Raw genomic sequence first — 25,010 nt, forward strand, 5'->3', positions numbered from 1 at the left:
CCCGATGGCCGGCAAGGACAATCCGAGCGAACTGATCCGTGCGCGCGACGTCAGCGGCTTCGACCGCTGGGCGCTGCCGAGCTTCGATCCGGCCCAGGAGGCCCAGCCGCAACCGCTGGCCGAGCCCGAGCCTGTGGTCGAGGAGATCGCCCACAGCGAGGAGGTGCCCGTCGAGGACGTCAAACCGCTGACGCTCGACGAGCTCGAGGCCATTCGCCAGGCGGCCTACAACGAGGGCTTCAGCACTGGCGAGCGCGACGGCTTCCATGCCGGCCAGCTCAAGGCCCGGCAGGAGGCCGAACAGGCCCTGGCCGTGCGCCTGGACAGCCTGGAGAAGCTGATGGCGCAGCTGCTCGAGCCGATCGCCGAGCAGGACCGCGATCTCGAGCATTCGTTGGTCAGCCTGGTCAGCCACATGGCGCGCGAGGTGATCCAGCGCGACCTGCTGATCGACTCCAGCCAGATCCGCCAGGTGCTGCGCGAGGCGCTCAAGCTGCTGCCGATGGGCGCGGCCAACGTGCGTATCCATGTCAACCCGCAGGACTTCGAGCTGGTCCGCGCGCTGCGCGAGCGCCACGAGGAGAGCTGGCGCATCCTCGAGAATGCCAGCCTGCTGCCCGGTGGCTGCCATATCGAGACCGAGCACAGCCGCATCGACGCCAGCATCGAGACGCGCCTGACCCAGGCGATCAAGCAGCTGTTCGAACAGCAGCGCGAGAACGCCACGCACCCGCCGGCGGCCGACCTGCACCTGGACCTGGGCGGTAGCGATGCGCCTTGACCGGGTCAGTTTCGCCAAACGCCTGGCGGCCTATGGCGAGGCGGTCGCGCTGCCCGGCCAGCCGATCCTCGAGGGCCGCCTGCTGCGCATGGTCGGCCTGACACTGGAGGCCGAGGGCCTGCGCGCCGCGGTCGGCAGCCGCTGCCTGGTGATCAACGACGACAGCTACCACCCGACCCAGGTCGAGGCCGAGGTCATGGGCTTCTCCGCCGGCAAGCTCTACCTGATGCCGGTCGGCAGCCTGGCCGGCATTGCGCCGGGCGCACGGGTGGTGCCGCTGCCCAACACCGGGCGCCTGCCGATGGGCATGTCGATGCTCGGCCGGGTGCTCGACGGCGCCGGTCGCGCGCTGGACGGCAAGGGCGGGATGAAGGCAGAGGACTGGGTGCCGATGGACGGCCCGGTGATCAACCCGCTCAAGCGCCATCCGATCAGCGAACCGCTGGACGTCGGCATCCGCAGCATCAATGGCCTGCTCACCGTCGGCCGCGGCCAGCGCCTGGGCCTGTTCGCCGGCACCGGCGTGGGCAAGTCGGTGCTGCTCGGCATGATGACCCGCTTCACCGCGGCGGACATCATCGTCGTCGGGCTGATCGGCGAGCGTGGCCGTGAGGTGAAGGAGTTCATCGAGCACATCCTCGGCGAGGAAAGCATCAAGCGCTCGGTGGTGGTCGCCTCGCCGGCCGACGAGGCGCCGCTGATGCGCCTGCGCGCCGCGCAGTACTGCACGCGCATCGCCGAATACTTCCGCGACAAGGGCAAGAACGTGCTGCTGCTGATGGATTCGCTGACCCGCTACGCCCAGGCCCAGCGCGAAATCGCCCTGGCCATCGGCGAGCCGCCGGCGACCAAGGGCTACCCGCCGTCGGTGTTCGCCAAGCTGCCGAGCCTGGTCGAGCGTGCCGGCAACGCGGAGAAGGGCGGCGGCTCGATCACCGCCTTCTACACCGTACTGAGCGAGGGCGACGACCAGCAGGACCCGATCGCCGATGCCGCCCGCGGCGTACTCGACGGCCACCTCGTGCTGTCGCGCCGGCTGGCCGAGGAAGGCCACTACCCGGCGATCGACATCGAGGCTTCGATCAGCCGGGTGATGCCGGCGGTGGTCGGCGTCGAGCACCTGCGCAGCGCCCAGCGCTTCAAGCAGCTGTGGTCACGCTACCAGCAGAGCCGCGATTTGATCAGCGTCGGCGCCTACGTGCCTGGCGGCGATGCCGAGACCGACCTGGCCATCGCCCGCCAGGCCGAGATGGTGCGCTACCTGCGCCAGGGCCTGGACGAGAGCGAACCGCTGGCGGCCAGCGCGGCGCAGCTGGCGTCCATCTTCGCCCCGCGGCCGGCCTGATGAGCCCGTCGGCGCGCCGCACCGCGCAGCCTGGAGGCAGCCATGGCGCCTAGCCGGGCCGACCGCCTGGCGCCGGTGGTGGAGATGGCCGCCAAGGCCGAGCGCGAGGCGGCGCGCCTGTTCAGCCAGGGCCAGGCGCAACTGGCGCAGGCCGAGGGCAAGCTCGCCGAACTGGAGCAATACTTCGGCGACTACCAGCAGCAGTGGATGCAGCAGGGCAGCCAGGGTGTCTCCGGCCAGTGGCTGATGAACTACCAGCGCTTTCTCTCCCAGCTCGAGTCGGCCATCGCCCAGCAGCAGCGCAGCGTGGCCTGGTACCGCGACAACCTCGGCAAGCTGCGCAGCCAGTGGCAGCAGCGTCACGCCCGGGTGGAGGGCCTCGGCAAGCTGGTCGACGGTTACCTGCGCGAGGCGCGCGTGGCCGCCGACAAGCGCGAGCAGAAGCTGCTGGACGAGTTCGCCCAGCGCCTGGCCGGGCGCAAACCGGATTGACGCTTGCCGCTGCCGGCCGCGGGGTGATAAATGTTGTCGCGCTTCATTGCAGCAGCCCGCGACAGGTCGTTTGAACAGAACAGAGCGAGCCCATCCGCTGAGCAGTGAACCTGCCGCCGCCTGCGGCGCAGGTCGCCAGCTGTTTTGCATGACACAGCGAGCCAAGCCCGTCGGCGCCAGCCGGCCTGCCCATCTCGTACCGGACCAGAGGGACGCTACATGACCATTACATCCCAGCCATCGGCGGATGGTCGCGAGCTGACGATCATCATCAGCGGCCGCTTCGACTTCAACGCCCACCAGGCTTTCCGCGAGGCCTACCTGCGCCCGGACGTGAGCCCGCAGCGCTATGTGCTGGACCTGCAGGGCGCCAACTACCTCGACAGCTCGGCGCTGGGCATGCTCCTGCTGCTACGCGACCATGCCGGCGGCGACGAGGCCGACATCCGCCTGCTCAACTGCAATCCGGACGTACGCCGGATCCTGCAGGTGTCCAACTTCGAAAAGCTGTTCGTGATCGCTTGAATACCCACTACGGGCTGACCATCCTCGTCGCCGAGGACAGCCCGGTCGACCGCATGTTGCTGTCGACCATCGTCTCGCGCCAGGGCCACCGCGTGCTCACTGCCGCCAATGGCCTGGAGGCCGTCGCGCTGTTCGAGCAGGAGCGCCCGCAGCTGGTGCTGATGGATGCGCTGATGCCGGTGATGGACGGCTTCGAGGCGGCACGCGCGATCAAGGCCATGGCCGGCGACGAGCTGGTGCCGATCATCTTCCTCACCTCGCTCAGCGAGAACGAGGCGCTGGTGCGCTGCCTGGAAGCCGGCGGCGACGACTTCATCGCCAAGCCCTACAACCCCATCGTGCTGCAGGCCAAGATCAAGGCGCTGCACCGCCTGCGCCGGCTACAGGCCACGGTGCTCGAGCAGCGCGACCTGATTGCCCGGCGCAACCAGCAGCTGCTCGACGAGCAGCGCGCGGCCAAGGCAATCTTCGACAAGGTCGCCCACGCCGGCGGCCTGGATATTCCCAACGTGCGCTACCGCCAGTCGCCGCGGGCGCTGTTCAATGGCGACCTGCTGCTGGCGGCCCAGGCCCCGGCCGGGCAGATGTTCGTCCTGCTCGGCGACTTCACCGGCCACGGCCTGCCGGCGGCGATCGGCGCCATGCCGCTGGCCGAGACCTTCTACGGCATGACCGCCAAGGGCCATGCCAGCGGCGACATCCTTCGCGAGCTCAACGGCAAGCTCAAGCAGATCCTGCCGGTGGAGATGTTCTGCTGCGTGGCGCTGCTGGACATCGATTTCCATCGCCGGGTGCTGCGGGTGTGGAACGGCGGCCTGCCGGACGGCTACCTGATCCGCGCCGACGGCTCGCGGATCGCCCTGCGCTCGCGCCACCTGCCGCTGGGCGTGCTGGCCCCGGCGAAGTTCGACGGCCATTGCGAGACCTATCCGCTGCAGGACGGTGACCGCCTGCTGCTGCTTTCCGACGGCGTGGTGGAAAGCCGCAATGCCCGTGACGAGTTGTTCGGCGAGCAGCGCCTGCTCGAGGTGCTCGAGCGCAGCGCGCCGGAGCAGCTGTTCGACCGCATCGAGCAGGCCCTGGCGGCGTTCCATGGCCAGGCCCAGGACGACCTCAGCCTGGTCGAGGTGACCATCGGCGAGCCGCCGCCACGCGCGACGCCTTCCCTCGCAGCGCCGTTCGAGCCGCGCGCGCTCGACTGGGTGGCCGAGTTCGAATTGCGCGCCGACAGCCTGCGCACGGCCAATCCGTTGCCGCTGATCCTGCAGGTGCTGCTGCAGACGCAGCCGCTGCGGCCGCGGGCGGGAGCGATCTATACAGTGCTGGCCGAGCTCTATTCCAACGCCCTGGAGCACGGCGTGCTGGCCCTGGACTCGGCGATCAAGCGTGATGCCACGGGCTTCGCACAGTACTACGAACTGCGTCGCCAGCGCCTGGCCGATCTGCGCCACGGTCATATCCGCCTGCGCCTGCAGGTGCACGGCGACGAGGCCGGCGGCTGCCTGCGTATCGGCATCCGCGACAGCGGCGCCGGCTTCGACGTCGTCCGCGTGCTGGCCGAGGACTATCGCCCAGCCGGGCTCGGCGGGCGCGGCCTGCGCCTGGTCCGCCAGCTGAGCGACAGCCTCGAGCATGACGGCGCGGACGGCCTGATCGTGGAGTTCCGCTGGGGCGCTCGTGCATAATCCGGCCTTTGCCCTAAAGGAGTCGCCCGGTGTCCGACGAGCATCTGGATAGCGCCATCCTGGTCACGCTGCAGGAGGTCATGGAGACCGAGTATCCGGTGCTGCTCGATACCTTCCTGCTCGACTCCCAGGAGCGCGTGCTCAGCCTCCGGCGCGCGCTCGCCAGCGGCGACAGCGAGGCGCTGCGCTGCGCGGCGCACAGCTTCAAGGGCAGTTGCAGCAACCTGGGCGCGGTGCGCCTGGCCGAGCTGTGCTTCGCCCTCGAGGAAATGGCCCGCGACGGCCGACTGGAAGGCGCGGCGGGGTGCGTCGAGGGTATCGAGCGCGAATTCGCCATCGTCGGCATCCTGTTCCGCGCCGAGCGCCAGCGTTTCGCCTGATTGCCAGCCCTGATCCTGCCTTGTGGCCTGGCGCGGAACTTGCTGTAGCTCGTGCGGTAAGAATCTGCGAGTGCTACCCGCCATGGCCGTTTCCCCCGACTTTCTGCTGCAAACCCCTTCCGTCGATGCGCGCCCGAAGGTCGCCTCGCGTGCGCCTGAATCGGCGCGCGAGCCCGCTGACGGCGGGCGTTCCAGCTTCTCCGAGGTGTACGCTCGCGAGCGCCAGGACAAACCGGCCGAGCGGCCGGCGACAGCGTCGCGCCAAGAATCGGCGAAGCCTGCCGGGCCGGCTGGTGCGGCAGGCGAAGACAGCGCCGAAAAGCCGACGCTTGCCGCAGACGGCAAGCCGTTGCCTGCCGTCGACGAGGCCTTGCCGGACGAGCCGGTTGCCGAGGGCGAGCTCGACCCGCTGCTGCTGTTCGGCCTGGGCGGCACGCCGCTGCCGACCGTGCAGACCAGCGCCGAGCCGCTGGCGCAGCCGGGCCTGGCACTGACCGGCCTGCCCCAGGGCGTGCTGCTGCCGGGCCTGCCGGGCGAAGGCGCCGCGGCTGCCGGTGAAGGCGAGCCGGGCAACCTCGGCGCACTCGGCAAGGCTGACGCCAAGGGCCTGCCGGGCGCGACTGTCGAGCCGGCCGGCAAGCCTACCGAGGCGCTGCTGTCGCTCGATGCCGAGGCGCCCGTCGAGCCGGAGGCGGCAGCAGGCGAGGGCTTGTCGGGCGAGGTGGAAGGCGCCTTCGCCGAGCTGCTGGAAAGCGTCGAAGCACCGAAGGAGTCGCGTCCGGGCGCCAGCGAACCGTCGGCCGCACGCGTTGCCACACTGAATCCGACCCTGGCCCAGCCGCACCTGCAACCGAGCCGCCCGCCGCTGGTCCCCGGCCAGCCGGTGCAGATGCAGCAGGCCGGCTGGAGCGAGGCGGTTACCGACCGGGTCATGTGGCTGTCCAGCCAGAACCTCAAGGCCGCGGAAATCCAGCTCGATCCGGCCGAGCTCGGGCGCATGGAAGTGCGTATCGAGATGAACCGCGACCAGGCGCAGGTCACCTTCCTCAGCCCGCATGCCGGCGTGCGCGATGCGCTGGAAGGGCAGGTGCAGCGCCTGCGCGAGATGTTCGACCAGCAGGGCCTGGGGCTGCTGAACGTGAATGTCTCCGACCAGTCCGCGCGCGGCTGGCAGGGCCGCGAGCAGGGCGAGGCGGGCAGCGCCCGCGGTGCTGGGCCTGACGCCGGGGACGACGCCGAGCGGGTGGTCGGCAGCAGCGAGGTGGCCGCCAATCGTGCCGGCGGCGGCCGCGGCCTGGTCGACTTCTACGCCTGACCCGCCACCCGCGCCCCTGGCGCGGGCATCCGCCTCGTCAGCCCGGGGTTGCACAGCGCGGCATGCCTTGCTCTGCTGGGCCAGTTGGCACAGCAGTTGCTCCAAGCGTCAGCAACTGCGCTCAGCCGAGCACGATGACGGAATTTTGGCATGGCAAAGAAACCGCTCCCCCCAGGGCCGCCGATCCCCGGCGCCAGCGACGCCGACGGCAAGCGCCGGATGAAGCTGATCATCGCGATCGCGGTGGCCTTCCTACTGGCCATCGGCCTGTCGATCGGCGGGACGGTGTTCTTCCTGGGCCGCGACGAGGCCACGCCCGATGCCGCGGCCGAGCAGGCTGCCGGTGCGCCGGATGGCAAGCAAGCGGCGGTCTACGAGCCGCTGGCCCCGGCGTTCATCGTCAACTTCGCGCACAACGGCCGCCAGCGCTACATGCAGGTGAGCGTCGCGCTGATGTCGCGCGATCAATTGGCGCTCGATGCACTCAAACAACATATGCCGCTGCTGCGCAACCGCCTGGTCATGCTGTTCTCCGGTCAGGATTTCGCGGCGCTGATGACGCCTGTCGGCAAGGAGATGCTGCGCCAGCAGGCAACCAGTACCGTGCAGGAACTGGCGCAGAAGGAAATCGGCAAGCTTGCCGTCGAGCAAGTGCTGTTCACCAACTTCGTACTGCAGTAGGGGCCCGGCTGATGGCTGTTCAAGACCTCCTTTCGCAAGACGAGATCGACGCGCTGCTGCATGGCGTCGACGACGGCCTGGTGGATACCGAGAGCGATTCCGAGCCGGGCTCCATCAAGAGCTACGACCTGACCAGCCAGGACCGCATCGTCCGCGGGCGCATGCCCACGCTGGAGATGATCAACGAGCGTTTCGCCCGTTACACCCGCATCAGCATGTTCAACCTGCTGCGCCGCTCGGCGGATGTCTCGGTGGGCGGCGTGCAGGTGATGAAGTTCGGCGAGTACGTGCATTCGCTGTACGTGCCGACCAGCCTCAACCTGGTGAAGATGAAGCCCCTGCGCGGCACGGCGCTGTTCATCCTCGACGCCAAGCTGGTGTTCAAGCTGGTCGACAACTTCTTCGGCGGCGACGGCCGCCACGCCAAGATCGAGGGCCGCGAGTTCACCCCGACCGAGCTGCGGGTGGTGCGCATGGTCCTCGACCAGGCCTTCAACGACCTCAAGGAAGCCTGGCACGCGGTGCTGGACGTCAACTTCGAGTACATCAACTCGGAAGTGAACCCGGCGCTGGCCAACATCGTCAGCCCCAGCGAGGTGGTGGTGGTCTCGACCTTCCACATCGAGCTGGACAGCGGTGGCGGCGACCTGCACGTGACCATGCCCTATTCGATGATCGAGCCGATCCGCGAGATGCTCGACGCCGGCTTCCAGTCCGACGTCAGCGACCAGGACGAGCGCTGGGTCAAGGCGCTGCGCGAGGACATCCTCGATGTCAACGTGCCGCTCGGTGCGACGGTGGTGCGCCGCCAGCTCAAGCTGCGCGACATCCTCAACATGCAGCCCGGCGACGTCATCCCGGTGGAAATGCCCGAGGACATGATCATGCGTGCCAACGGCATGCCGGCCTTCAAGGTCAAGCTCGGCGCGCACAAGGGCAACCTGGCGCTGCAGGTGCTCGAACCGGTGCAGCGCTCGCGCTGACGCCCAACCCCATTTCACGCCTCGAGGACCCGCGATGGCAGACGAATACGAAAACACTTCTCCCGAGGAACAGGCGCTGGCCGACGAGTGGGCCGCCGCGCTGGCCGAGGCCGGCGACGCCAGCCAGGACGACATCGACGCGCTGCTCAACCAGGGCGCCGCGCCGAAGCCGGCCGCGCCACGCGCGCCGCTGGAGGACTTCGGCAACCCGCCTAAGGCCAACGGCCAGCCGCTCGGCCTGGAAGGGCCGAACCTGGACGTGATCCTCGACATCCCGGTGTCCATCTCCATGGAGGTGGGCAGCACCGAGATCAGCATCCGCAACCTGCTGCAGCTCAACCAGGGCTCGGTGGTGGAGCTCGACCGCCTGGCCGGCGAGCCGCTGGACGTGCTGGTCAACGGCACCCTGATCGCCCATGGCGAGGTGGTGGTGGTCAACGAGAAGTTCGGCATCCGCCTGACCGACGTGATCAGCCCCACCGAACGCATCAAGAAGCTGCGCTGACCATGCGCGTACTTGGCTTGCTCGCCCTGTTCCTCAGCCTGCCGGTACTGGCCGCCGAGCCGGCCAGCGGCATGAGCAGCGCCGACCTGGGCGCGCAGCTGTCCAAACTGCTGCTCGGCCTGCTGCTGGTCATCGGGCTGATCTTCCTGCTCGCCTGGCTGCTGCGCCGCGTGCAGCACCTCAACCCGCGTGGCCCGCAGGCCATCAAGCTGGTCTCGAGCCAGGCGCTGGGCCCGCGCGAGCGGCTGGTGCTGGTGCAGGTTGGTGGCGAGCAGGTGCTGATCGGCCTCTCGGCCGGGCGCATCACTCCGCTGCATGTGCTCAAGGAACCGGTGCTGCTGCCGGATGCCGAGCCGGCCAATCCCGAATTCGCCCAGCGCCTGATGGACCTGCTGGGCAAGGACCACAAGGACAAGAGCTGATGCTGCGCATATTGCTGACGGTCCTGCTGCTGGCCGTCGCGCCGCTCGCCCTGGCGCAGGACGCCGGCGGCCTGGTGGCCCAGGGCGACAATCCGCTGTCGATCCCGGCGATCACCCTCTCGACCGACGCCGAGGGCCAGCAGGAGTACTCGGTCAGCCTGCAGATCCTGCTGATCATGACGGCGCTGAGCTTCATCCCGGCGTTCGTCATGCTGATGACCAGCTTCACGCGGATCATCATCGTCTTCTCCATCCTGCGCCAGGCGCTGGGCCTGCAGCAGACGCCGTCGAACCAGATCCTCGTCGGCCTGGCGCTGTTCCTCACCCTGTTCGTCATGGCACCAGTGTTCGAGCGCATCAACCGCGAGGCGCTGCAGCCCTACCTGGCCGAGCAGCTGCCGGCGCAGGACGCCATCGCCCGCGCCGAGGTGCCGCTCAAGGCCTTCATGCTGGCGCAGACGCGCGAGAGCGACCTGGCGCTGTTCGTCCGCCTGTCCAAGCGCACCGACATCCAGGGCCCGGAGGCCACGCCGCTGACCATCCTCGTCCCGGCGTTCGTCACCTCCGAGCTGAAGACCGCGTTCCAGATCGGCTTCATGATCTTCATCCCGTTCCTGATCATCGACATGGTGGTGGCCAGCGTGCTGATGGCCATGGGCATGATGATGCTCTCGCCGCTGATCATCTCGCTGCCGTTCAAGATCATGCTGTTCGTGCTGGTCGACGGCTGGGGCCTGATCATCGGCACCCTGGCCGGCAGTTTCGGCACCCTCTAGGAGGCTCGTCATGACGCCCGAAGTCGCGGTCGACCTGTTTCGCGAAGGCCTGTGGATGACCGCCGTGATCGTCGGCGTGCTGGTGGTGCCGAGCCTGGTGGTCGGCCTGGTGGTGGCGATGTTCCAGGCCGCCACGCAGATCAACGAGCAGACCCTGAGCTTCCTGCCGCGCCTGCTGGTCATGCTGCTGACGCTGATCTGGGCCGGACCCTGGCTGGTGCGTGAGCTGATGGAATACACGCAGAACCTGATCACCAACATCCCGCTGATCATCGGCTGATGCTGGCGCTATCCGACGCGCAGATCGGCGCCTGGGTGGCGCAGTTCATGCTGCCGCTGTTTCGCGTCGGCGCGCTGCTGATGAGCATGCCGATCATCGGCACGCAGCTGGTGCCGGTACGTATCCGCCTGTACCTGGCGCTGGCGATCACCCTGGTGCTGGCGCCGACCCTGGGGCCGATGCCGGAGGTGGAGGCGCTGAGCCTGCGCGCGATGCTGCTGATCGCCGAGCAGATCCTCATCGGCGTGATGCTCGGCTTCGTCTTGCAGCTGTTCTTCCACCTGTTCATCGTCGCCGGCCAGCTGCTGGCCATGCAGATGGGCCTGGGCTTCGCCTCGATGGTCGACCCGGCCAACGGCATCTCGGTGCCGGTGCTCGGCCAGTTCTTCAATTTACTGGTGATCCTGCTGTTCCTGGCGATGAACGGGCACCTGGTGGTGCTGGAGATCCTCACCGAGAGCTTCGTCACCCTGCCGGTCGGCTCGGGGCTGTCGACCAACCACTTCTGGGAGGTCGCCAGCAAGCTCGGCTGGGTGCTTGGCGCCGGCCTGCTGCTGGTGCTGCCGGCGATCACCGCGCTGCTGGTGATCAACCTGGCGTTCGGCCTGATGACCCGCGCCGCGCCGCAGCTGAACATCTTTTCCATCGGCTTCCCGCTGACCCTGGTGCTCGGCCTGATCGTGGTGTGGGTCGGCATGGCCGACATCCTGGCGCAGTACCAGGTGTTCGTCGGCCAGGCGCTGGAGATGCTCCGCGAACTGGTGGGGTTGCGCTGATGAAGCTGTCTTCGTTGCTGGCGGAGGTCGCCCATGGCCGAGAATGAGAACGGCGCGGACAAGAGCGAGGAACCTACCGAGAAACGCCTGCGCGATGCCCGTGAGAAGGGGCAGATCGCCCGTTCCCGCGAACTCAACACGGTGGCGGTGACGGTCGCCGGGATCGGCGGCCTGCTGGCCTCCGGCAGCGGCCTGGCGCAGGCGCTGATGGGGCTGATGCGCGGCAGCTTCGAGCTCAGCCGCGAGATGCTCTTCGACCCGGGCAGCATGGCGTTGCTGTTGCTGGCCGGCGGTTCCCTGGCGCTCAAGGCGGTGATCCCGCTGCTGCTGGTGCTGCTGATCGCCTCGATCGCCGGGCCCATGGCGCTGGGTGGCTGGCTGTTCTCGGCCAAGGCGATGGCGCCGCAGTTCAGCCGGATGAACCCGGCCGCCGGGCTCAAGCGGATGTTCTCCACCAAGGCGCTGGTCGAGCTGCTCAAGGCACTGGGCAAGTTCCTCGTGGTGCTGCTGGTGGCGCTGGCGGTGCTGTCGGCCTACGAAGACGATCTGCTGTCGATCGCCAAGCAGCCGCTGGACCTGGCGATCATGCACAGCGCTGAGATCGTCGGCTGGTGCGCACTGTGGATGGCCTGCGGGCTGATCCTGATCGCTGCGGTGGATGTGCCGTTCCAGCTCTGGGACAACAAGCAAAAACTGATGATGACCAAGCAGGAGGTCAAGGACGAGTACAAGGATTCCGAGGGCAAGCCGGAGGTCAAGTCACGTATCCGCCAGCTGCAGCGCGACGCGGCGCAGCGGCGCATGATGCAGGCGGTGCCCGAGGCCGACGTGGTCATCACCAACCCGACGCACTTCGCCGTGGCGCTCAAGTATGACGCCGAGCGGAGCGGGGCACCGATGCTGGTGGCCAAGGGCGGCGATTTCGTCGCGCTGAAGATCCGTGAGATCGCCCAGGAGCACCGCGTCACGGTGCTCGAGTCGCCGGCACTGGCGCGGGCGGTGTTCTACTCGACCGAGGTCGACCGCGAGATTCCCGCCGGCCTCTACCTGGCCATTGCACAGGTGCTCGCCTATGTCTACCAGCTGCGCCAGTACCAGGCCGGCAGGGGCCGCCGGCCGGCGCCGCTGCACGACCTGCCGATCCCGCCGGACCTGCGCCGCGACGAGTAGGGCAACGGCAAGCCGCGGGCCAGGCTTGCCGCCGGTTGCCGCGCTTATTCGATGACGCCGCAGGCCACGCGCGCGCCGCCACCGCCGAGGGGCTGCGGATGGTCGGCGTGGTTGTCGCCGCCCTGGTGGATCATCAGCGCCAATCCCTTGATGTCGCCAAGGCTCTTGAGGCGCGGCGCCAGCAGCGGCTGGCCGGCCTTGCCGTCGGCATCGACGTAGAGCGCCGGCAGGTCGCCCATGTGGCCGTCGCCCCAGGGCTCGCCGTGCTTGCCGGCGTTCTTCGGGTCCCAGTGGCCGCCCGCGGCGCCGGCCGGGGTGGTCTTGCCGTCGATCTCGGCGGTCTCGCAGCTGCCCTTGGCATGCACATGAAAGCCATGCGCGCCGGGCTGCAGGTTGGCCAGCTGCGGACGGAACACCAGGCCGTGCTCGCTGGTCTCGATGCTGACCTCCCCAACCGACTTGCCGACGCCTTCGGCGCTGACGGCTTTCATCTTCACGCTCAGCGTTTCGGCATGGGCGGCTGCGGCGACGCAGCTGGCCAGGGCGGCAATGATCCACTTGTTCATGGCGGTCTCCTTCTTCTTTGGAAAACGGATGGGGTCAGCGTGAGACTGCCGTTCGCGACGCGGGTTCGCTGCTGCCGGCCGGCGTCTGGGGCGGGCATCGCGCTCAAGTTGGACCCCTTCTTGCTATAGCCCGGGCAGAGCGTTTCGTCGCGTCAATTTTTCTCTGTTTCCCTGGGGGCCACGTTGGATCGCACGCAACTGATCGATATGCGCAACAGCCTGACCGGTCTCGGCCGCGGCAACCTGGGCGTGCCGCTGCTGCTGCTGGTGATGCTGGGCATGATGATGCTGCCGGTGCCGCCGTTCCTGCTGGACGTGCTGTTCACCTTCAACATCGCGCTGTCCATCGTCGTGCTGCTGGTCAGCGTCTATGCGCTGCGCCCGCTGGATTTCGCGGTATTCCCCACGGTGCTGCTGGTGGCGACCCTGCTGCGCCTGGCGCTGAACGTCGCCTCGACGCGGGTGGTGCTGATCCACGGGCATGACGGTGGCAGCGCGGCCGGCCATGTGATCGAGGCCTTCGGCAACGTGGTGATCGGCGGCAACTACGTGGTCGGCATCGTGGTGTTCGCGATCCTGATGATCATCAACTTCGTGGTGGTGACCAAGGGCGCCGGACGCATCTCCGAGGTGAGCGCGCGCTTCACCCTCGACGCCATGCCGGGCAAGCAGATGGCCATCGACGCCGACCTCAACGCCGGCCTGATCGACCAGGCCGAGGCCAAGAAGCGCCGCGCCGAGGTGTCCTCCGAGGCGGACTTCTACGGCTCGATGGACGGTGCCAGCAAGTTCGTGCGCGGCGACGCCATCGCCGGCCTGCTGATCCTGTTCATCAACCTGCTCGGCGGCATGGGCATCGGCATGGCCCAGCACGGCATGAGCTTCGCCGAGGCCGGCCGGGTCTACGCGCTGCTGACCATCGGTGACGGCCTGGTGGCGCAGATCCCCTCGCTCCTGCTGTCCACCGCGGCGGCGATCATGGTCACCCGCGTGACCAGCTCCGAAGACATGGGCGAGCAGGTCAACCGGCAGATGTTCTCCTCGCCCAAGGCGCTGGCGGTCTCGGCCGCGATCCTCATCGCCATGGGCCTGGTGCCGGGCATGCCGCACTTCTCCTTCGTCGGCCTCGGCGTCCTGGCCGCGGCCGGCGCCTACTGGATCTGGCATCGGCAGAAGCGCACCGCGCAGCAGGCCGAGCAGGAGGTGCAGAAGCAACAGGAGCTGCTGCCGGCCCAGCGCGCCGCGGAAACCAAGGAGCTCGGCTGGGACGACGTGACGCCGGTGGACATGGTTGGCCTGGAGGTCGGCTACCGGCTGATCCCGCTGGTCGACCGCAACCAGGGTGGCCAGTTGCTCGGGCGAATCAAGGGCGTGCGCAAGAAGCTGTCGCAGGACCTGGGCTTCCTCATGCCCTCGGTGCACATCCGCGACAACCTCGACCTGCTGCCCAACGCCTACCGGCTGACGCTGATGGGCGTCAGCCTGGCCGAGGCCGAGGTCTACCCCGACCGCGAACTGGCGATCAACCCCGGTCAGGTCTACGGCCCGCTCAACGGCATCGCCGCGCGCGACCCGGCGTTCGGCCTGGAGGCGGTGTGGATCGAGGGCAGCCAGCGCGACCAGGCGCAGTCGCTTGGCTATACGGTGGTCGATGCCAGCACGGTGATCGCCACGCACCTCAACCAGATTCTTTACAAGCACGCCCACGAACTGCTGGGCCACGAAGAGGTCCAGAACTTGTTGCAGCTGCTGGCCAAGAGTTCGCCCAAGCTGGCCGAGGAACTGGTGCCGGGGATGATCTCGCTGTCGACCCTGCTCAAGGTGCTGCAGACCCTGCTGCAGGAGCAGGTGCCGGTGCGCGACATCCGCACCATTGCCGAGGCGATCGCCAACGTGGCCGGCAAGAGTCAAGATCCCGCCGCGATGGTGGCCGCGGTGCGCGTGGCGCTGTCGCGTGCCATCGTGCAGAACGTCGTGGGCCTTGAGCCGGAGCTGCCTGTGATCACCCTCGAGCCCCGCCTGGAACAGATATTGCTCAACAGCCTGCAGAAAGCCGGACAGGGTGTCGAAGATGGCATCCTGCTGGAGCCCGGAATGGCCGAAAAGTTGCAACGCTCGCTGGTAGAAGCCGCGCAGCGTCAAGAAATGCTCGGCAAGCCGGCGATTCTCCTGGTGGCGGGCCCGGTCCGCGCGATGCTCTCGCGCTTCGCCCGACTGGCCGTGCCGAACATGCATGTGCTGGCCTACCAGGAAATTCCGGACAACAAGCAGGTCACCATCGTTTCGACGGTGGGTCAGAATTAATCGAGGGTGCAGGCCATGCAGGTCAAACGTTTCTTCGCCGCCGATATGCGCATCGCCATGAAGATGGTTCGCGATGAGCTGGGCGCCGATGCGGTGATCATCGGCAACCGCCGGGTTGCCGGCGGCGTCGAGCTGACCGCCGTGCTCGACTACCCGATGCAGGGTGCCGCCGAGGCGAAGAAGCCGAACCCGGCGCTGGAGGCCGAGCTGCGCAAGACCCAGTCGCGCATCGCCAGCGCCCATGCCGAACTGTCCGGCGCCCGGCCGCAGGCCGTGCAGGATCGTCAACTGCTTGACGAGCCCAAGCCGGCCGCCGCCGAACCGGTTGCCGCGGCGCCGGCGCTCGACAGTCGCGCCATCGAGAGCATGTACAGCGAACTGCAGGGCCTGCGTGAGCTGATCGAAGTGCAGCTCGGCTCCATCGCCTGGGGCCAGGAGCAGAGCCGGCGCCCGCAGCAGGCCGGCCTGTGGCGGCGCCTGCAGCGCCTCGGCCTGCCGGCCGAACTGTCGCGCAGCCTGCTGGAGAAGGTCGCCACCGTCAGCGATCCGCGCCAGGCCTGGCGCATGCTGCTGGCGCACCTGGCGCAGTCGATCAAGGTCTGCAAGAACGAACCGCTGGAAGAGGGCGGCGTGATTGCCCTGGTCGGCCCGGCCGGTGTCGGCAAGACCACCACGCTGGCCAAGCTGGCGGCGCGCTACGTGCTCAAGTACGGCGCGCAGAGCATCGCCCTGGCGAGCATGGACAACTACCGCATCGGCGCGCAGGAGCAGCTCAAGACCCTGGGTCGCATCCTCGACGTGCCGGTACTGCAGATCGACCCGTCCAAGCCGCTGGCCGGCTCGCTCGCCTCGCTGGCGCGCAAGCGGGTGATCCTCATCGACACCGCCGGCCTGCCGGCCAGCGATCCGACCCTGCGCCAGCAGCTCGCCGCGCTGTCGGATCGCGGTGTGAAGTCGCGCAACTACCTGGTGCTGGCCGCGACCAGCCAGAGCCAGGTGCTCAAGGCGGCCTGGCACAACTACCGGCGCTGCGGCCTGAGCGGCTGCATCCTGACCAAGCTCGACGAGGCCGGTTCGCTCGGCGATGTGCTGGGGCTCACAATCAGCCAGCACTTGCCGATAGCCTACCTGGCCGACGGGCCGCGTATTCCCGACGACCTGCACCTGCCGCGCAGCCACCAGCTGGTCAGCCGCGCGGTCAGCCTGCAGTCGGACGAGGAGCCGAGCGAAGAGACCATGGCAGACATGTTCGCTGGCCTGTACAACGAATCCTCGCGGCGCGCCGGTTGAATGGCGCGATCGAATGAACCTGATGCGCACTTGCGGCGCATCGTCGGCCCGCTGGGCCTGCTACATATAGGCGTTTGAAAATGGGTATGCATCCCGTACAGGTGATTGCGGTGACCGGCGGCAAGGGTGGCGTCGGCAAGACCAACGTGTCGGTCAATCTGGCGCTGGCGCTGGCCGATATCGGTCGCCGGGTCGTATTGCTCGACGCCGACCTCGGCCTGGCCAACGTCGACGTGTTGCTGGGGCTGACCAGCAAGCGCACGCTGGCCGACGTGATCGCCGGCGAGTGCGACCTGCGTGACGTGATCATCCAGGGCCCGGGGGGCATCCGCATCGTGCCGGCCGCCTCGGGCACGCAGAGCATGGTGCAGCTGTCGACGCTGCAGCATGCCGGGCTGGTCCAGGCCTTCAGCGAACTGGGCGACGAACTCGACGTGCTGATCATCGATACCGCCGCCGGCATCGGCGATGCGGTGGTCAGCTTCGTGCGCGCGGCCCATGAGGTGCTGCTGGTGGTGACCGACGAGCCGACGTCGATCACCGATGCCTACGCACTGATCAAGCTGCTCAACCGCGACTACGGCATCAGCCGCTTCCGCGTGCTGGCCAACATGGCCCACGCGCCGCAGGAAGGCCGCAATCTGTTCGCCAAGCTGACCAAGGTCGCCGAGCGCTTCCTCGATGTCGCGCTGCAATACGTCGGTGCCATCCCCTACGACGAAGCGGTGCGCAAGGCGGTGCAGAAGCAGCGTGCAGTCTACGAGGCCTATCCGCGGTCCAAATCCTCGCTGGCCTTCAAGGCCGTCGCGCAGAAGGTCGATACCTGGCCGCTGCCGACCACGCCGCGCGGGCACCTCGAGTTCTTCGTCGAGCGCCTGATCAGCCCCGCAGTCGTCGGGAACCACGAATGAGAACCGCCGGATCCGCCATGTACTACAGCAAGGCTCACGAAAAGGATGCGCAGTATCGCCTGATCGATCAGTATGCCCCGCTGGTCAAGCGCATCGCCTACCACCTGCTGGCCCGCCTGCCGGCCAGCGTCCAGGTCGACGACCTCATCCAGGCCGGCATGATCGGCCTGCTCGAGGCGGCGAAGAAATACGACGCCGGCAAGGGCGCCAGCTTCGAGACCTACGCCGGCATCCGCATCCGCGGCACCATGCTCGACGAGGTGCGCAAGGGCGACTGGGCGCCGCGTTCGGTACACCGCAATTCGCGCATGGTCAGCGAGGCGATCCGCGCGGTGGAGGCCAGAACCGGGCGCGACGCTAAAGATCAGGAAGTCGCGGCCGAACTTAACATGAGCCTCGACGACTATTACGCGATTCTGGGGGACACCCTGGGCAGCCGCCTGTTCAGCTTCGATGACCTGCTGCAGGAAGGCGAGCAGGGCGAGCTGAACGAAGATGCCGGCAGCGCCCATCCGGAACCCTTTCGCGACCTCGAGGACGAGCGCTTCCAGCAGGCCCTGGCCGATGCCATCGCCAACCTGCCCGAGCGGGAGAAGCTCGTGCTGTCGCTGTATTACGACGAAGAGCTCAACTTGAAGGAAATCGGTCAGGTGCTGGGCGTCAGCGAGTCGCGCGTCAGCCAGCTGCACAGCCAGTGCGCCGCACGTCTGCGGGCGCGGCTCGGCGAATGGCGCGCCGCCTGATCGAAAGCAGTTTGCAGCGAGTGCTCGGTTGCCGAGATTTTGGGACTTACGGAGGTCGACTTGGACAAGAACATGAAAATCCTCATCGTCGATGACTTCTCGACGATGAGACGGATCATCAAGAACCTCTTGCGTGACCTGGGGTTCACCAACACCGCCGAGGCGGACGACGGCACCACCGCGCTGCCGATGCTCAAGAGCGGCAGCTTCGATTTCCTCGTCACCGACTGGAACATGCCCGGCATGAGCGGCATCGACCTGCTGCGCCAGGTGCGTGCCGACGAGCGCCTCAAGCACCTGCCGGTGCTGATGGTCACCGCCGAAGCCAAGCGCGACCAGATCATCGAGGCGGCCCAGGCCGGGGTCAACGGCTACGTGGTCAAGCCCTTCACCGCCCAGGTGCTCAAGGAAAAGATCGAGAAGATCTTCGAGCGCGTCAACGGCTGAGCAGCAACGCCGCGAGGGCACTATGACGCAAGCAGATCACGGCCTGGCAGAGTTCGAAGCAACGCTGAAGGCCAACGCCCCCAGGTTGATCGAGAGCCTGCAGCAGGGTCGCTTCGACGAAGCGACGCAGATGTTCAACGAGCTCAACCAGGCACGCAACCACAGCCTCTACCAGGAGGTTGGCAAGCTCACCCGCGAGCTGCACAACGCCATCGTCAAGCTGGAGATGGACACCTGTGCCACCGGCGGCGATCCGTCCCCGATCACCGATGCCACCGACCGGCTGTCCTATGTGGTGGAGATGACCGAGAAGGCCGCCAACCGCACCATGGACCTGGTGGAAGAGTCGGCGCCGCTGGTCAACTACGTGAGCTACGAGGCCCAGAGCCTGACCGCCGACTGGCAGCGCTTCATGCGCCGCGAGATGGACGCCGAGCAGTTCCGCGGCCTGGTCAAGCGCATCGACCAGTACCTGCAGCGCAGCATGAACGACGGCAGCCAGCTGTCGCAGAACCTCAGTGAGATCATGCTCGCCCAGGACTTCCAGGACCTGACCGGCCAGGTCATCAAGCGTGTCACCCGGCTGATCACCGACTTGGAAAGCAACCTGCTCAATCTCGTGCTGATGGCCGGCCAGGTCGACCGCGTCGCGGGTATCCAGCATGACCGCGACGCCATGCGCGCCGAGCAGGAACAGAAAAAACAGGAAAAAACGCTTTCCCACGGTGAAGGTCCGCAGATGCATGCCGATAAGCGTGAGGACGTCGTGTCAGGACAGGACGACGTGGACGATCTGCTTTCGAGCCTGGGTTTTTAGGGGAACAGGAATATGAGCTTCGACGCCGATGAAGAAATCCTCCAGGACTTCCTGGTAGAGGCCGGCGAGATTCTCGAATTATTGTCTGAGCAGCTGGTGGAGCTGGAAAGCAGCCCCGACGACATGGCCTTGCTCAATGCGATCTTTCGCGGGTTCCACACCGTCAAGGGCGGGGCAGGCTTCCTGCAACTGCACGAGCTGGTCGAGTGCTGCCACATCGCCGAGAACGTCTTCGACATCCTGCGCAAGGGTGAGCGGCGCGTCGATTCCGAGCTGATGGACGTGGTGTTGCAGGCGCTGGATGCGGTCAACGCCATGTTCAGCCAGGTGCGCGAGCGCGTCGAACCGACGCCGGCGTCCCCCGAGCTGCTGGCGGCACTGTCCCGGCTGGCCGAACCGGCCGGCGCCGAGGAGCCAGCCGCCGCGGTGGCAGCGAGCGCGCCGCCGGCCGCCAGCGTGGCCGATTCGGTCGACAGCGAGTACGAGCAGCTGCTCGATGCCATTCAGCCGGCCGCCGAGAGCGCCGACAGCCAGGGCGCCGCGGCCGACGAGATCACCGACGACGAGTTCGAGGCGCTGCTCGACCAGTTGCACGGCAAGGGCAGCTTCAGCGCTGCGCCGGCCGCGGCTGCCCCGGTCGCTGCCAGCGTTGCGCCGGCCGGCGAGGTGGCCTCGGGTTCCGACGAGATCACCGACGAGGAGTTCGAGGCGCTGCTCGACCAACTGCACGGCAAGGGCCAGTTCGACCCCGCGGCCAGTGCGCCGGCGCTCGAGGCGGCGGCCGAACCCGCGGCCGCGCCCAGCGACCAGATCACCGACGACGAATTCGAAGCGCTGCTCGACCAGCTGCATGGCAAGGGCAAGTTCGAGCCGGCCAGCGTAGCGGCCGAGGCAGTTGCAACGCCGGCACCGGCCAGGCCTGCCGCACCGGCCGCCAGGCCGGCGGCGAGCAAGGCTGCGAGCGAGGCGCCGGCGCGCAGTGCACCGGCCCCGGCAGTGGAGAAACCGGCCAGCGAGGCGGAAACCACGGTGCGGGTCGATACCGCGCGGCTGGACGAGATCATGAACATGGTCGGTGAGCTGGTGCTGGTGCGTAACCGCCTGGTGCGGCTGGGTGCCAGCAGCGGCGATGAAGCCATGGCCAAGGCCGTGTCCAACCTCGACGTGGTCACCGCCGATCTGCAGAGCGCGGTGATGAAGACCCGCATGCAGCCGATCAAGAAGGTCTTCGGGCGCTTCCCGCGGCTGGTCCGCGACCTGGCGCGCAGCCTGAAGAAGGAGATCAACCTCGAGCTGGTGGGCGAGGACACCGACCTTGACAAGAACCTGGTCGAGGCGCTGGCCGACCCGCTGGTGCACCTGGTGCGCAACGCGGTCGACCACGGCGTCGAGACCCCCGAGGAGCGCGAGGCCGCCGGCAAGCCGCGCACCGGCCGCGTGGTGCTGTCGGCCGAGCAGGAGGGCGACCACATCCTGCTGATGATCACCGACGACGGCAAGGGCATGGACGCCAACGTCCTGCGCGCCAAGGCGGTGGAGAAGGGCCTGCTGGACAAGGACGCCGCCGAGCGGCTGAACGACCTGGAGTGCTACAACCTGATCTTCGCCCCGGGCTTCTCGACCAAGACCGAGATCTCCGACGTCTCCGGCCGTGGCGTGGGCATGGACGTGGTCAAGACCAAGATCGCCCAGCTCAACGGCACGGTGAACGTCTTCTCGCAGAAGGGGCAGGGCTCGAAGATCGTCATCAAGGTGCCGCTGACCCTGGCGATCATGCCGACGCTGATGGTGATGCTCGGCAACCAGGCGTTCGCCTTCCCGCTGGTCAACGTCAACGAGATCTTCCACCTCGACCTGTCGCGCACCAACGTGGTCGACGGCCAGGAGGTGATCATCGTCCGTGACAAGGCGCTGCCGCTGTTCTACCTCAAGCGCTGGCTGGTCCAGGGCGCCGCGGACGAGGAGCAGCGCGAGGGCCACGTGGTGATCCTCAGCGTCGGCAACCAGAGCATCGGCTTCGTCGTCGACCAGCTGGTCGGCCAGGAAGAGGTGGTGATCAAGCCGCTGGGCAAGATGCTCCAGGGCACGCCCGGCATGTCCGGCGCGACCATCACCGGGGACGGCCGCATCGCGCTGATTCTCGACGTTCCCAGCATGCTCAAGCGCTACGCGCGCCGGGCCTGATCAGTTGGGCGGCGGCCTGCGGGCCGTCGCCGCTAGGAGTGTTTATGGCAGTCAAGGTCCTGGTGGTCGACGACTCCGGCTTCTTCCGCCGCCGCGTCACCGAAATCCTCTCCTCGGACCCGGCAATCCAGGTCGTCGGCACCGCCAACAACGGTCGCGAGGCGATCGACCAGGCGCTGGCGCTCAAGCCCGATGTCATCACCATGGACTACGAGATGCCGATGATGGACGGCATCACCGCGGTACGGCAGATCATGCAGCGCTGCCCGACGCCAGTGCTGATGTTCTCCTCGCTCACCCACGAGGGCGCGCGGGTGACCCTCGACGCGCTGGACGCCGGCGCAGTCGACTACCTGCCGAAGAACTTCGAGGACATCTCGCGCAACCCGGAGAAGGTCAAGCAGTTGCTCTGCGAGAAGGTCCACACCATCTCGCGCAGCAACCGTCGCTACAGCGGCTTCGCCCAACCCGCAACTGTCGCCGCGCCGGCTGCGCTGCGCAGTGGCGCGCCGACATCCGCGCCCGCCGCTGCCCCGCGTGGCGCCGCGCCGAGCCCCAGCCAGCCGAGCCCGCGGCGCAAGGCCTACAAGCTGGTCGCCATCGGCACCTCGACCGGCGGCCCGGTGGCGCTGCAGCGCGTGCTGACCCAGCTGCCCGCCGGCTTCCCGGCGCCGATCGTGCTGATCCAGCACATGCCGGCGGCCTTCACCAAGGCCTTTGCCGATCGTCTCGACAAGCTCTGCAAGATCAACGTCAAGGAAGCCGAGGACGGCGATCAGCTGCGCCCCGGCCTGGCGCTGCTGGCGCCCGGCGGCAAGCAGATGATGGTCGACGGGCGCGGCTGCGTGCGCATCCTGCCCGGTGACGAGCGGCTGAACTACAAGCCCTGCGTCGACGTGACCTTCGGCTCGGCCGCCAAGGCCTACCAGGACAAGGTGCTGGCGGTGGTGCTCACCGGCATGGGCGCCGACGGCCGCGAAGGCGCGCGCCTGCTCAAGCAGAGCGGCAGCCAGGTGTGGGCGCAGGACGAGGCGAGCTGCGTGATCTACGGCATGCCCATGGCGATCGTCAAGGCGAACCTCAATGACGCGGTCTACGGGCTCGACGACATCGGCCGGCATCTGGTCGAGGCCTGCATCTGAATGAAGGCCTGCCTGTAGATGGACGTGCTCAGCCTTATCGGCCTGATCCTCGCGTTCGTTGCCATCGTCGGTGGCAACTTCCTCGAGGGCGGGCATATCTCCGCGCTGCTCAACGGCCCGGCGGCGCTGATCGTGCTCGGCGGCACGCTGGGCGCGGTGCTGCTGCAGACGCCGGTCGCGGTGTTCATGCGCGCGGTGAGCATGGTGCGCTGGATCTTCTTCGCGCCGCGCATCGACATGCTCGGCGGCATTTCCCAGGTCACCGCCTGGAGCAATACCGCGCGCAAGGAAGGCCTGCTCGGCCTGGAGCCGGTGGCCGAGGCCGAGCTCGATCCATTCGCCCGCAAGGGCCTGCAACTGCTGGTCGATGGCGCCGAGCCGGAAGTGATCCGCGGCGTGCTGGAGGTCGACCTGTACACCCAGGAGAGCCGCGACCTGCGCGCCGCCAAGGTCTACGAGAGCATGGGCGGCTACGCGCCGACGGTGGGCATCATCGGCGCGGTGATGGGCCTGATCCACGTGATGGGCAACCTCGCCGACCCCAGCCAGCTGGGCAGCGGCATCGCCGTGGCCTTCGTCGCGACCATCTACGGCGTGGGGGTGGCCAACCTGCTGCTGCTGCCGATCGGCCACAAGCTCAAGAGCCAGGTGCAGCGGCAGACCACCTATCGCGAGATGCTCCTGGAGGGCGTGCTGTCGATCGCCGAAGGGGAGAACCCGCGTTCCATCGAGATGAAGCTGCAGGGCTTCATCGACTGAGGTAAGCCACCATGCCGCGCCGCCGCGCCGTCGAAGAGCACGAGAACCACGAACGCTGGCTGGTCTCGTACGCCGACTTCATCACCCTGCTGTTCGCCTTCTTCGTGGTCATGTACGCGATTTCCTCGGTCAACGAGGGCAAGTACAAGATCCTCTCCGAGTCGCTGGTCGGTGTGTTCAGCCAGCCGGACCGCTCGGTCAAGCCGATCCCCATCGGCGAGGAGCGGCCGCGTACCACCGAGCCGTCGGTGTCCCAGGTCGACGAGCCGGCGGCCGATTCGCTGCTCGAGCAGAATGCCGGCGATCCGTTGCAGGACATCGCCCAGAGCATGCGCGAAGCCTTCGGCGAACTGATCGCCAACCAGCAGCTGACCGTGCGCGGCAACGAGCTGTGGGTAGAGATCGAGCTCAACTCCAGCCTGCTGTTCTCCAGTGGCGATGCGGTGCCCAGCGACGAGGCCTTCGCGCTGATCGAGAAGGTCGCTCGGATCCTCGCGCCCTACGACAACCCGGTGCACGTCGAAGGCTTCACCGACAACCAGCCGATCGCCACCGCCAAGTATCCGACCAACTGGGAACTGTCCGCGGCGCGCGCCAGCAGCATCGTGCGCATGCTCGCCGCCGACGGCGTCGCAGCCGGGCGCCTCGCGGCGGTGGGCTACGGCGAGTTCCAGCCGGCGGCCGACAACGCCACGGCCGAGGGCAGGGCGCGCAACCGCCGGGTGGTGCTGGTGGTGTCGCGCAACCTGGATGTCCGGCGTAGCGTCGCCGGCATGGGCGCCAATGGGCGAAGTGGCATGCAAACTGCACCGACCGCCGCCAGGTAGCGCCTGCGCGCTGCAGTCGTCAATTCCTCGTCGTTGCTTGTGGGCGCCCGCTAATCCGGCGCCCGGTTCGAACCGGATGGGTGCGTGAAATGAGAGTCTGGGCGGTAGCCAATCAGAAGGGCGGAGTCGGCAAGACCACCACCTCGGTGGCCCTGGCCGGCCTGCTGGCCGATGCGGGCAAGCGGGTCGTGGTGCTGGATCTCGATCCGCACGGGTCGATGACCAGCTATTTCGGCCATGATCCCGACAGCCTGGAGCACAGCGTCTTCGATCTGTTCCAGCACCAGGGCACCGTGCCCGAGGGGCTGCCCTGGCAGCTGCTGCGGTCGACCAGTCACGAGCGCATCTCGCTGCTGCCCTCGAGCACCGTGCTCGCCACCCTGGAACGCCAGTCGCCGGGGCAGAACGGGCTCGGCCTGGTGATCGCCAAGAGCCTGTCGCAGATGTGGCAGGACTTCGACTACGCGATCATCGACAGCCCGCCGCTGCTCGGCGTGCTGATGGTCAACGCGCTGGCGGCGAGCCAGCAGCTGGTGATCCCGGTGCAGACCGAGTTCCTCGCGCTCAAGGGCCTGGAGCGGATGGTCGGCACCCTGGCGATGATCAATCGCTCGCGGCGCCAGCCGCTGCCCTACGTGATCGTGCCGACGTTGTTCGACCGCCGCACCCAGGCCTCGATGAATACCCTCAAGGTGCTGCGCAACGCCTACGAGGCACAGCTGTGGCCGGCATTCATCCCCATCGACACACGCCTGCGCGATGCCAGCCGTGCCGGTGTCACGCCTTCGCAGTTCGATCCGGGCAGCCGCGCGGTGCTGGCCTACAAGGCGTTGCTCAAGTACCTGCTGGCGCAGCAGGCGACCCCGCAGGTCGCCTGAGGTGGCGATGAACTGCCGCCGCGGGC

General features: G+C 67.7%; 27 protein-coding genes. 26 read left to right on the forward strand and 1 reads right to left on the reverse strand.

Going from position 1 to position 25,010, the window contains the following annotated elements; genetic code table 11:
* Window positions 1-4 precede the first annotated feature (4 nt).
* The 15 genes from fliH to flhB all read left to right on the forward strand — a co-directional run bounded on the left by fliH (window position 5) and on the right by flhB (window position 12,116).
* The gene (gene fliH / locus L3N39_RS11720) at window positions 5-781 is read left to right on the forward strand and encodes a flagellar assembly protein FliH (protein ID WP_237257521.1); all 777 of its coding nucleotides are present in this window, start codon (window positions 5-7) and stop codon (window positions 779-781) included.
* Window positions 771-2,126, forward strand: a complete 1,356-nt coding sequence (gene fliI / locus L3N39_RS11725; protein ID WP_237257522.1) for a flagellar protein export ATPase FliI — start codon at window positions 771-773, stop codon at window positions 2,124-2,126. Before fliH ends, fliI begins: the two co-directional genes overlap by 11 nt.
* 42 nt (window positions 2,127-2,168) lie before the next feature.
* Entirely contained in the window at window positions 2,169-2,618 is a 450-nt protein-coding gene (gene fliJ, locus L3N39_RS11730; protein WP_237257523.1) for a flagellar export protein FliJ, read from the forward strand.
* 219 nt (window positions 2,619-2,837) lie between these two features.
* Window positions 2,838-3,143 (forward strand): STAS domain-containing protein, encoded by a 306-nt coding sequence (locus tag L3N39_RS11735; protein WP_237257524.1) that lies wholly within the window; start codon window positions 2,838-2,840, stop codon window positions 3,141-3,143.
* 53 nt (window positions 3,144-3,196) lie between these two features.
* On the forward strand, window positions 3,197-4,828 hold the full coding sequence (locus L3N39_RS11740) for an ATP-binding SpoIIE family protein phosphatase (protein ID WP_237257824.1): 1,632 nt from the start codon (window positions 3,197-3,199) through the stop codon (window positions 4,826-4,828).
* 29 nt (window positions 4,829-4,857) lie between these two features.
* The gene (locus tag L3N39_RS11745) at window positions 4,858-5,208 is read left to right on the forward strand and encodes an Hpt domain-containing protein (protein ID WP_237257525.1); all 351 of its coding nucleotides are present in this window, start codon (window positions 4,858-4,860) and stop codon (window positions 5,206-5,208) included.
* Between the two features lie 82 nt (window positions 5,209-5,290).
* Window positions 5,291-6,523: a flagellar hook-length control protein FliK gene (locus tag L3N39_RS11750; RefSeq protein WP_237257526.1), complete on the forward strand. Its 1,233-nt coding sequence runs from the start codon at window positions 5,291-5,293 to the stop codon at window positions 6,521-6,523.
* A gap of 150 nt (window positions 6,524-6,673) precedes the next feature.
* Complete coding sequence (gene fliL / locus L3N39_RS11755; RefSeq protein ID WP_237257527.1) at window positions 6,674-7,204, forward strand: flagellar basal body-associated protein FliL; 531 nt, start codon at window positions 6,674-6,676, stop codon at window positions 7,202-7,204.
* A gap of 11 nt (window positions 7,205-7,215) precedes the next feature.
* Window positions 7,216-8,187: a flagellar motor switch protein FliM gene (gene fliM / locus L3N39_RS11760; RefSeq protein WP_237257528.1), complete on the forward strand. Its 972-nt coding sequence runs from the start codon at window positions 7,216-7,218 to the stop codon at window positions 8,185-8,187.
* A 34-nt stretch (window positions 8,188-8,221) separates the two neighbouring features.
* The gene (gene fliN / locus L3N39_RS11765; RefSeq protein WP_237257529.1) at window positions 8,222-8,692 is read left to right on the forward strand and encodes a flagellar motor switch protein FliN; all 471 of its coding nucleotides are present in this window, start codon (window positions 8,222-8,224) and stop codon (window positions 8,690-8,692) included.
* A gap of 2 nt (window positions 8,693-8,694) precedes the next feature.
* On the forward strand, window positions 8,695-9,114 hold the full coding sequence (gene fliO / locus L3N39_RS11770; protein ID WP_237257530.1) for a flagellar biosynthetic protein FliO: 420 nt from the start codon (window positions 8,695-8,697) through the stop codon (window positions 9,112-9,114).
* On the forward strand, window positions 9,114-9,890 hold the full coding sequence (gene fliP, locus L3N39_RS11775; protein ID WP_237257531.1) for a flagellar type III secretion system pore protein FliP: 777 nt from the start codon (window positions 9,114-9,116) through the stop codon (window positions 9,888-9,890). Before fliO ends, fliP begins: the two co-directional genes overlap by 1 nt.
* 10 nt (window positions 9,891-9,900) lie before the next feature.
* Window positions 9,901-10,170 carry a flagellar biosynthesis protein FliQ gene (gene fliQ, locus L3N39_RS11780; RefSeq protein ID WP_237257532.1) on the forward strand — a complete coding sequence of 90 codons (270 nt, stop codon included), beginning with the start codon at window positions 9,901-9,903 and terminating at the stop codon, window positions 10,168-10,170.
* On the forward strand, window positions 10,170-10,946 hold the full coding sequence (gene fliR, locus L3N39_RS11785) for a flagellar biosynthetic protein FliR (protein ID WP_237257533.1): 777 nt from the start codon (window positions 10,170-10,172) through the stop codon (window positions 10,944-10,946). The genes fliQ and fliR overlap by 1 nt, the downstream gene beginning before the upstream one ends.
* Before the next feature lie 33 nt (window positions 10,947-10,979).
* Window positions 10,980-12,116: a flagellar biosynthesis protein FlhB gene (gene flhB / locus L3N39_RS11790; protein ID WP_237257534.1), complete on the forward strand. Its 1,137-nt coding sequence runs from the start codon at window positions 10,980-10,982 to the stop codon at window positions 12,114-12,116.
* Between the two features lie 44 nt (window positions 12,117-12,160).
* Here the strand turns inward: flhB and sodC are convergent, their stop codons facing one another.
* Window positions 12,161-12,682 carry a superoxide dismutase [Cu-Zn] SodC gene (gene sodC / locus L3N39_RS11795; protein ID WP_237257535.1) on the reverse strand — a complete coding sequence of 174 codons (522 nt, stop codon included), beginning with the start codon at window positions 12,680-12,682 and terminating at the stop codon, window positions 12,161-12,163.
* Between the two features lie 183 nt (window positions 12,683-12,865).
* Between sodC and flhA the strand changes: the two genes are divergently transcribed.
* From flhA to L3N39_RS11850, 11 genes are all read left to right on the forward strand, one after another.
* Window positions 12,866-14,986, forward strand: coding sequence for a flagellar biosynthesis protein FlhA (gene flhA / locus L3N39_RS11800; protein WP_237257536.1), 2,121 nt, complete (start codon window positions 12,866-12,868; stop codon window positions 14,984-14,986).
* Window positions 14,987-15,001: 15 nt separating this feature from the next.
* Window positions 15,002-16,276: a flagellar biosynthesis GTPase FlhF gene (gene flhF, locus L3N39_RS11805; RefSeq protein ID WP_237257537.1), complete on the forward strand. Its 1,275-nt coding sequence runs from the start codon at window positions 15,002-15,004 to the stop codon at window positions 16,274-16,276.
* Window positions 16,277-16,356: 80 nt separating this feature from the next.
* A complete protein-coding gene (fleN, locus tag L3N39_RS11810; RefSeq protein WP_237257538.1) occupies window positions 16,357-17,187 on the forward strand; it encodes a flagellar synthesis regulator FleN in 831 nt (276 codons plus the stop codon).
* Between the two features lie 17 nt (window positions 17,188-17,204).
* Complete coding sequence (gene fliA / locus L3N39_RS11815; RefSeq protein WP_237257825.1) at window positions 17,205-17,930, forward strand: RNA polymerase sigma factor FliA; 726 nt, start codon at window positions 17,205-17,207, stop codon at window positions 17,928-17,930.
* Between the two features lie 72 nt (window positions 17,931-18,002).
* On the forward strand, window positions 18,003-18,377 hold the full coding sequence (locus tag L3N39_RS11820; RefSeq protein WP_173425371.1) for a chemotaxis response regulator CheY: 375 nt from the start codon (window positions 18,003-18,005) through the stop codon (window positions 18,375-18,377).
* Window positions 18,378-18,399: 22 nt separating this feature from the next.
* Complete coding sequence (locus L3N39_RS11825) at window positions 18,400-19,194, forward strand: protein phosphatase CheZ (protein WP_237257539.1); 795 nt, start codon at window positions 18,400-18,402, stop codon at window positions 19,192-19,194.
* 12 nt (window positions 19,195-19,206) lie between these two features.
* Window positions 19,207-21,378: a chemotaxis protein CheA gene (locus L3N39_RS11830; protein WP_237257540.1), complete on the forward strand. Its 2,172-nt coding sequence runs from the start codon at window positions 19,207-19,209 to the stop codon at window positions 21,376-21,378.
* A 44-nt stretch (window positions 21,379-21,422) separates the two neighbouring features.
* Window positions 21,423-22,520 (forward strand): protein-glutamate methylesterase/protein-glutamine glutaminase, encoded by a 1,098-nt coding sequence (locus L3N39_RS11835; RefSeq protein ID WP_237257541.1) that lies wholly within the window; start codon window positions 21,423-21,425, stop codon window positions 22,518-22,520.
* Between the two features lie 18 nt (window positions 22,521-22,538).
* Window positions 22,539-23,279, forward strand: coding sequence for a flagellar motor protein (locus L3N39_RS11840; RefSeq protein WP_237257542.1), 741 nt, complete (start codon window positions 22,539-22,541; stop codon window positions 23,277-23,279).
* Window positions 23,280-23,290: 11 nt separating this feature from the next.
* Complete coding sequence (gene motD, locus L3N39_RS11845) at window positions 23,291-24,106, forward strand: flagellar motor protein MotD (protein WP_237257543.1); 816 nt, start codon at window positions 23,291-23,293, stop codon at window positions 24,104-24,106.
* Between the two features lie 89 nt (window positions 24,107-24,195).
* Window positions 24,196-24,984, forward strand: a complete 789-nt coding sequence (locus tag L3N39_RS11850; protein WP_237257544.1) for a ParA family protein — start codon at window positions 24,196-24,198, stop codon at window positions 24,982-24,984.
* The last annotated feature ends 26 nt before the right edge of the window (window positions 24,985-25,010 follow it).

Source organism: Pseudomonas oligotrophica (genome assembly GCF_021726475.1).
Classification (GTDB): domain Bacteria; phylum Pseudomonadota; class Gammaproteobacteria; order Pseudomonadales; family Pseudomonadaceae; genus Stutzerimonas; species Stutzerimonas oligotrophica.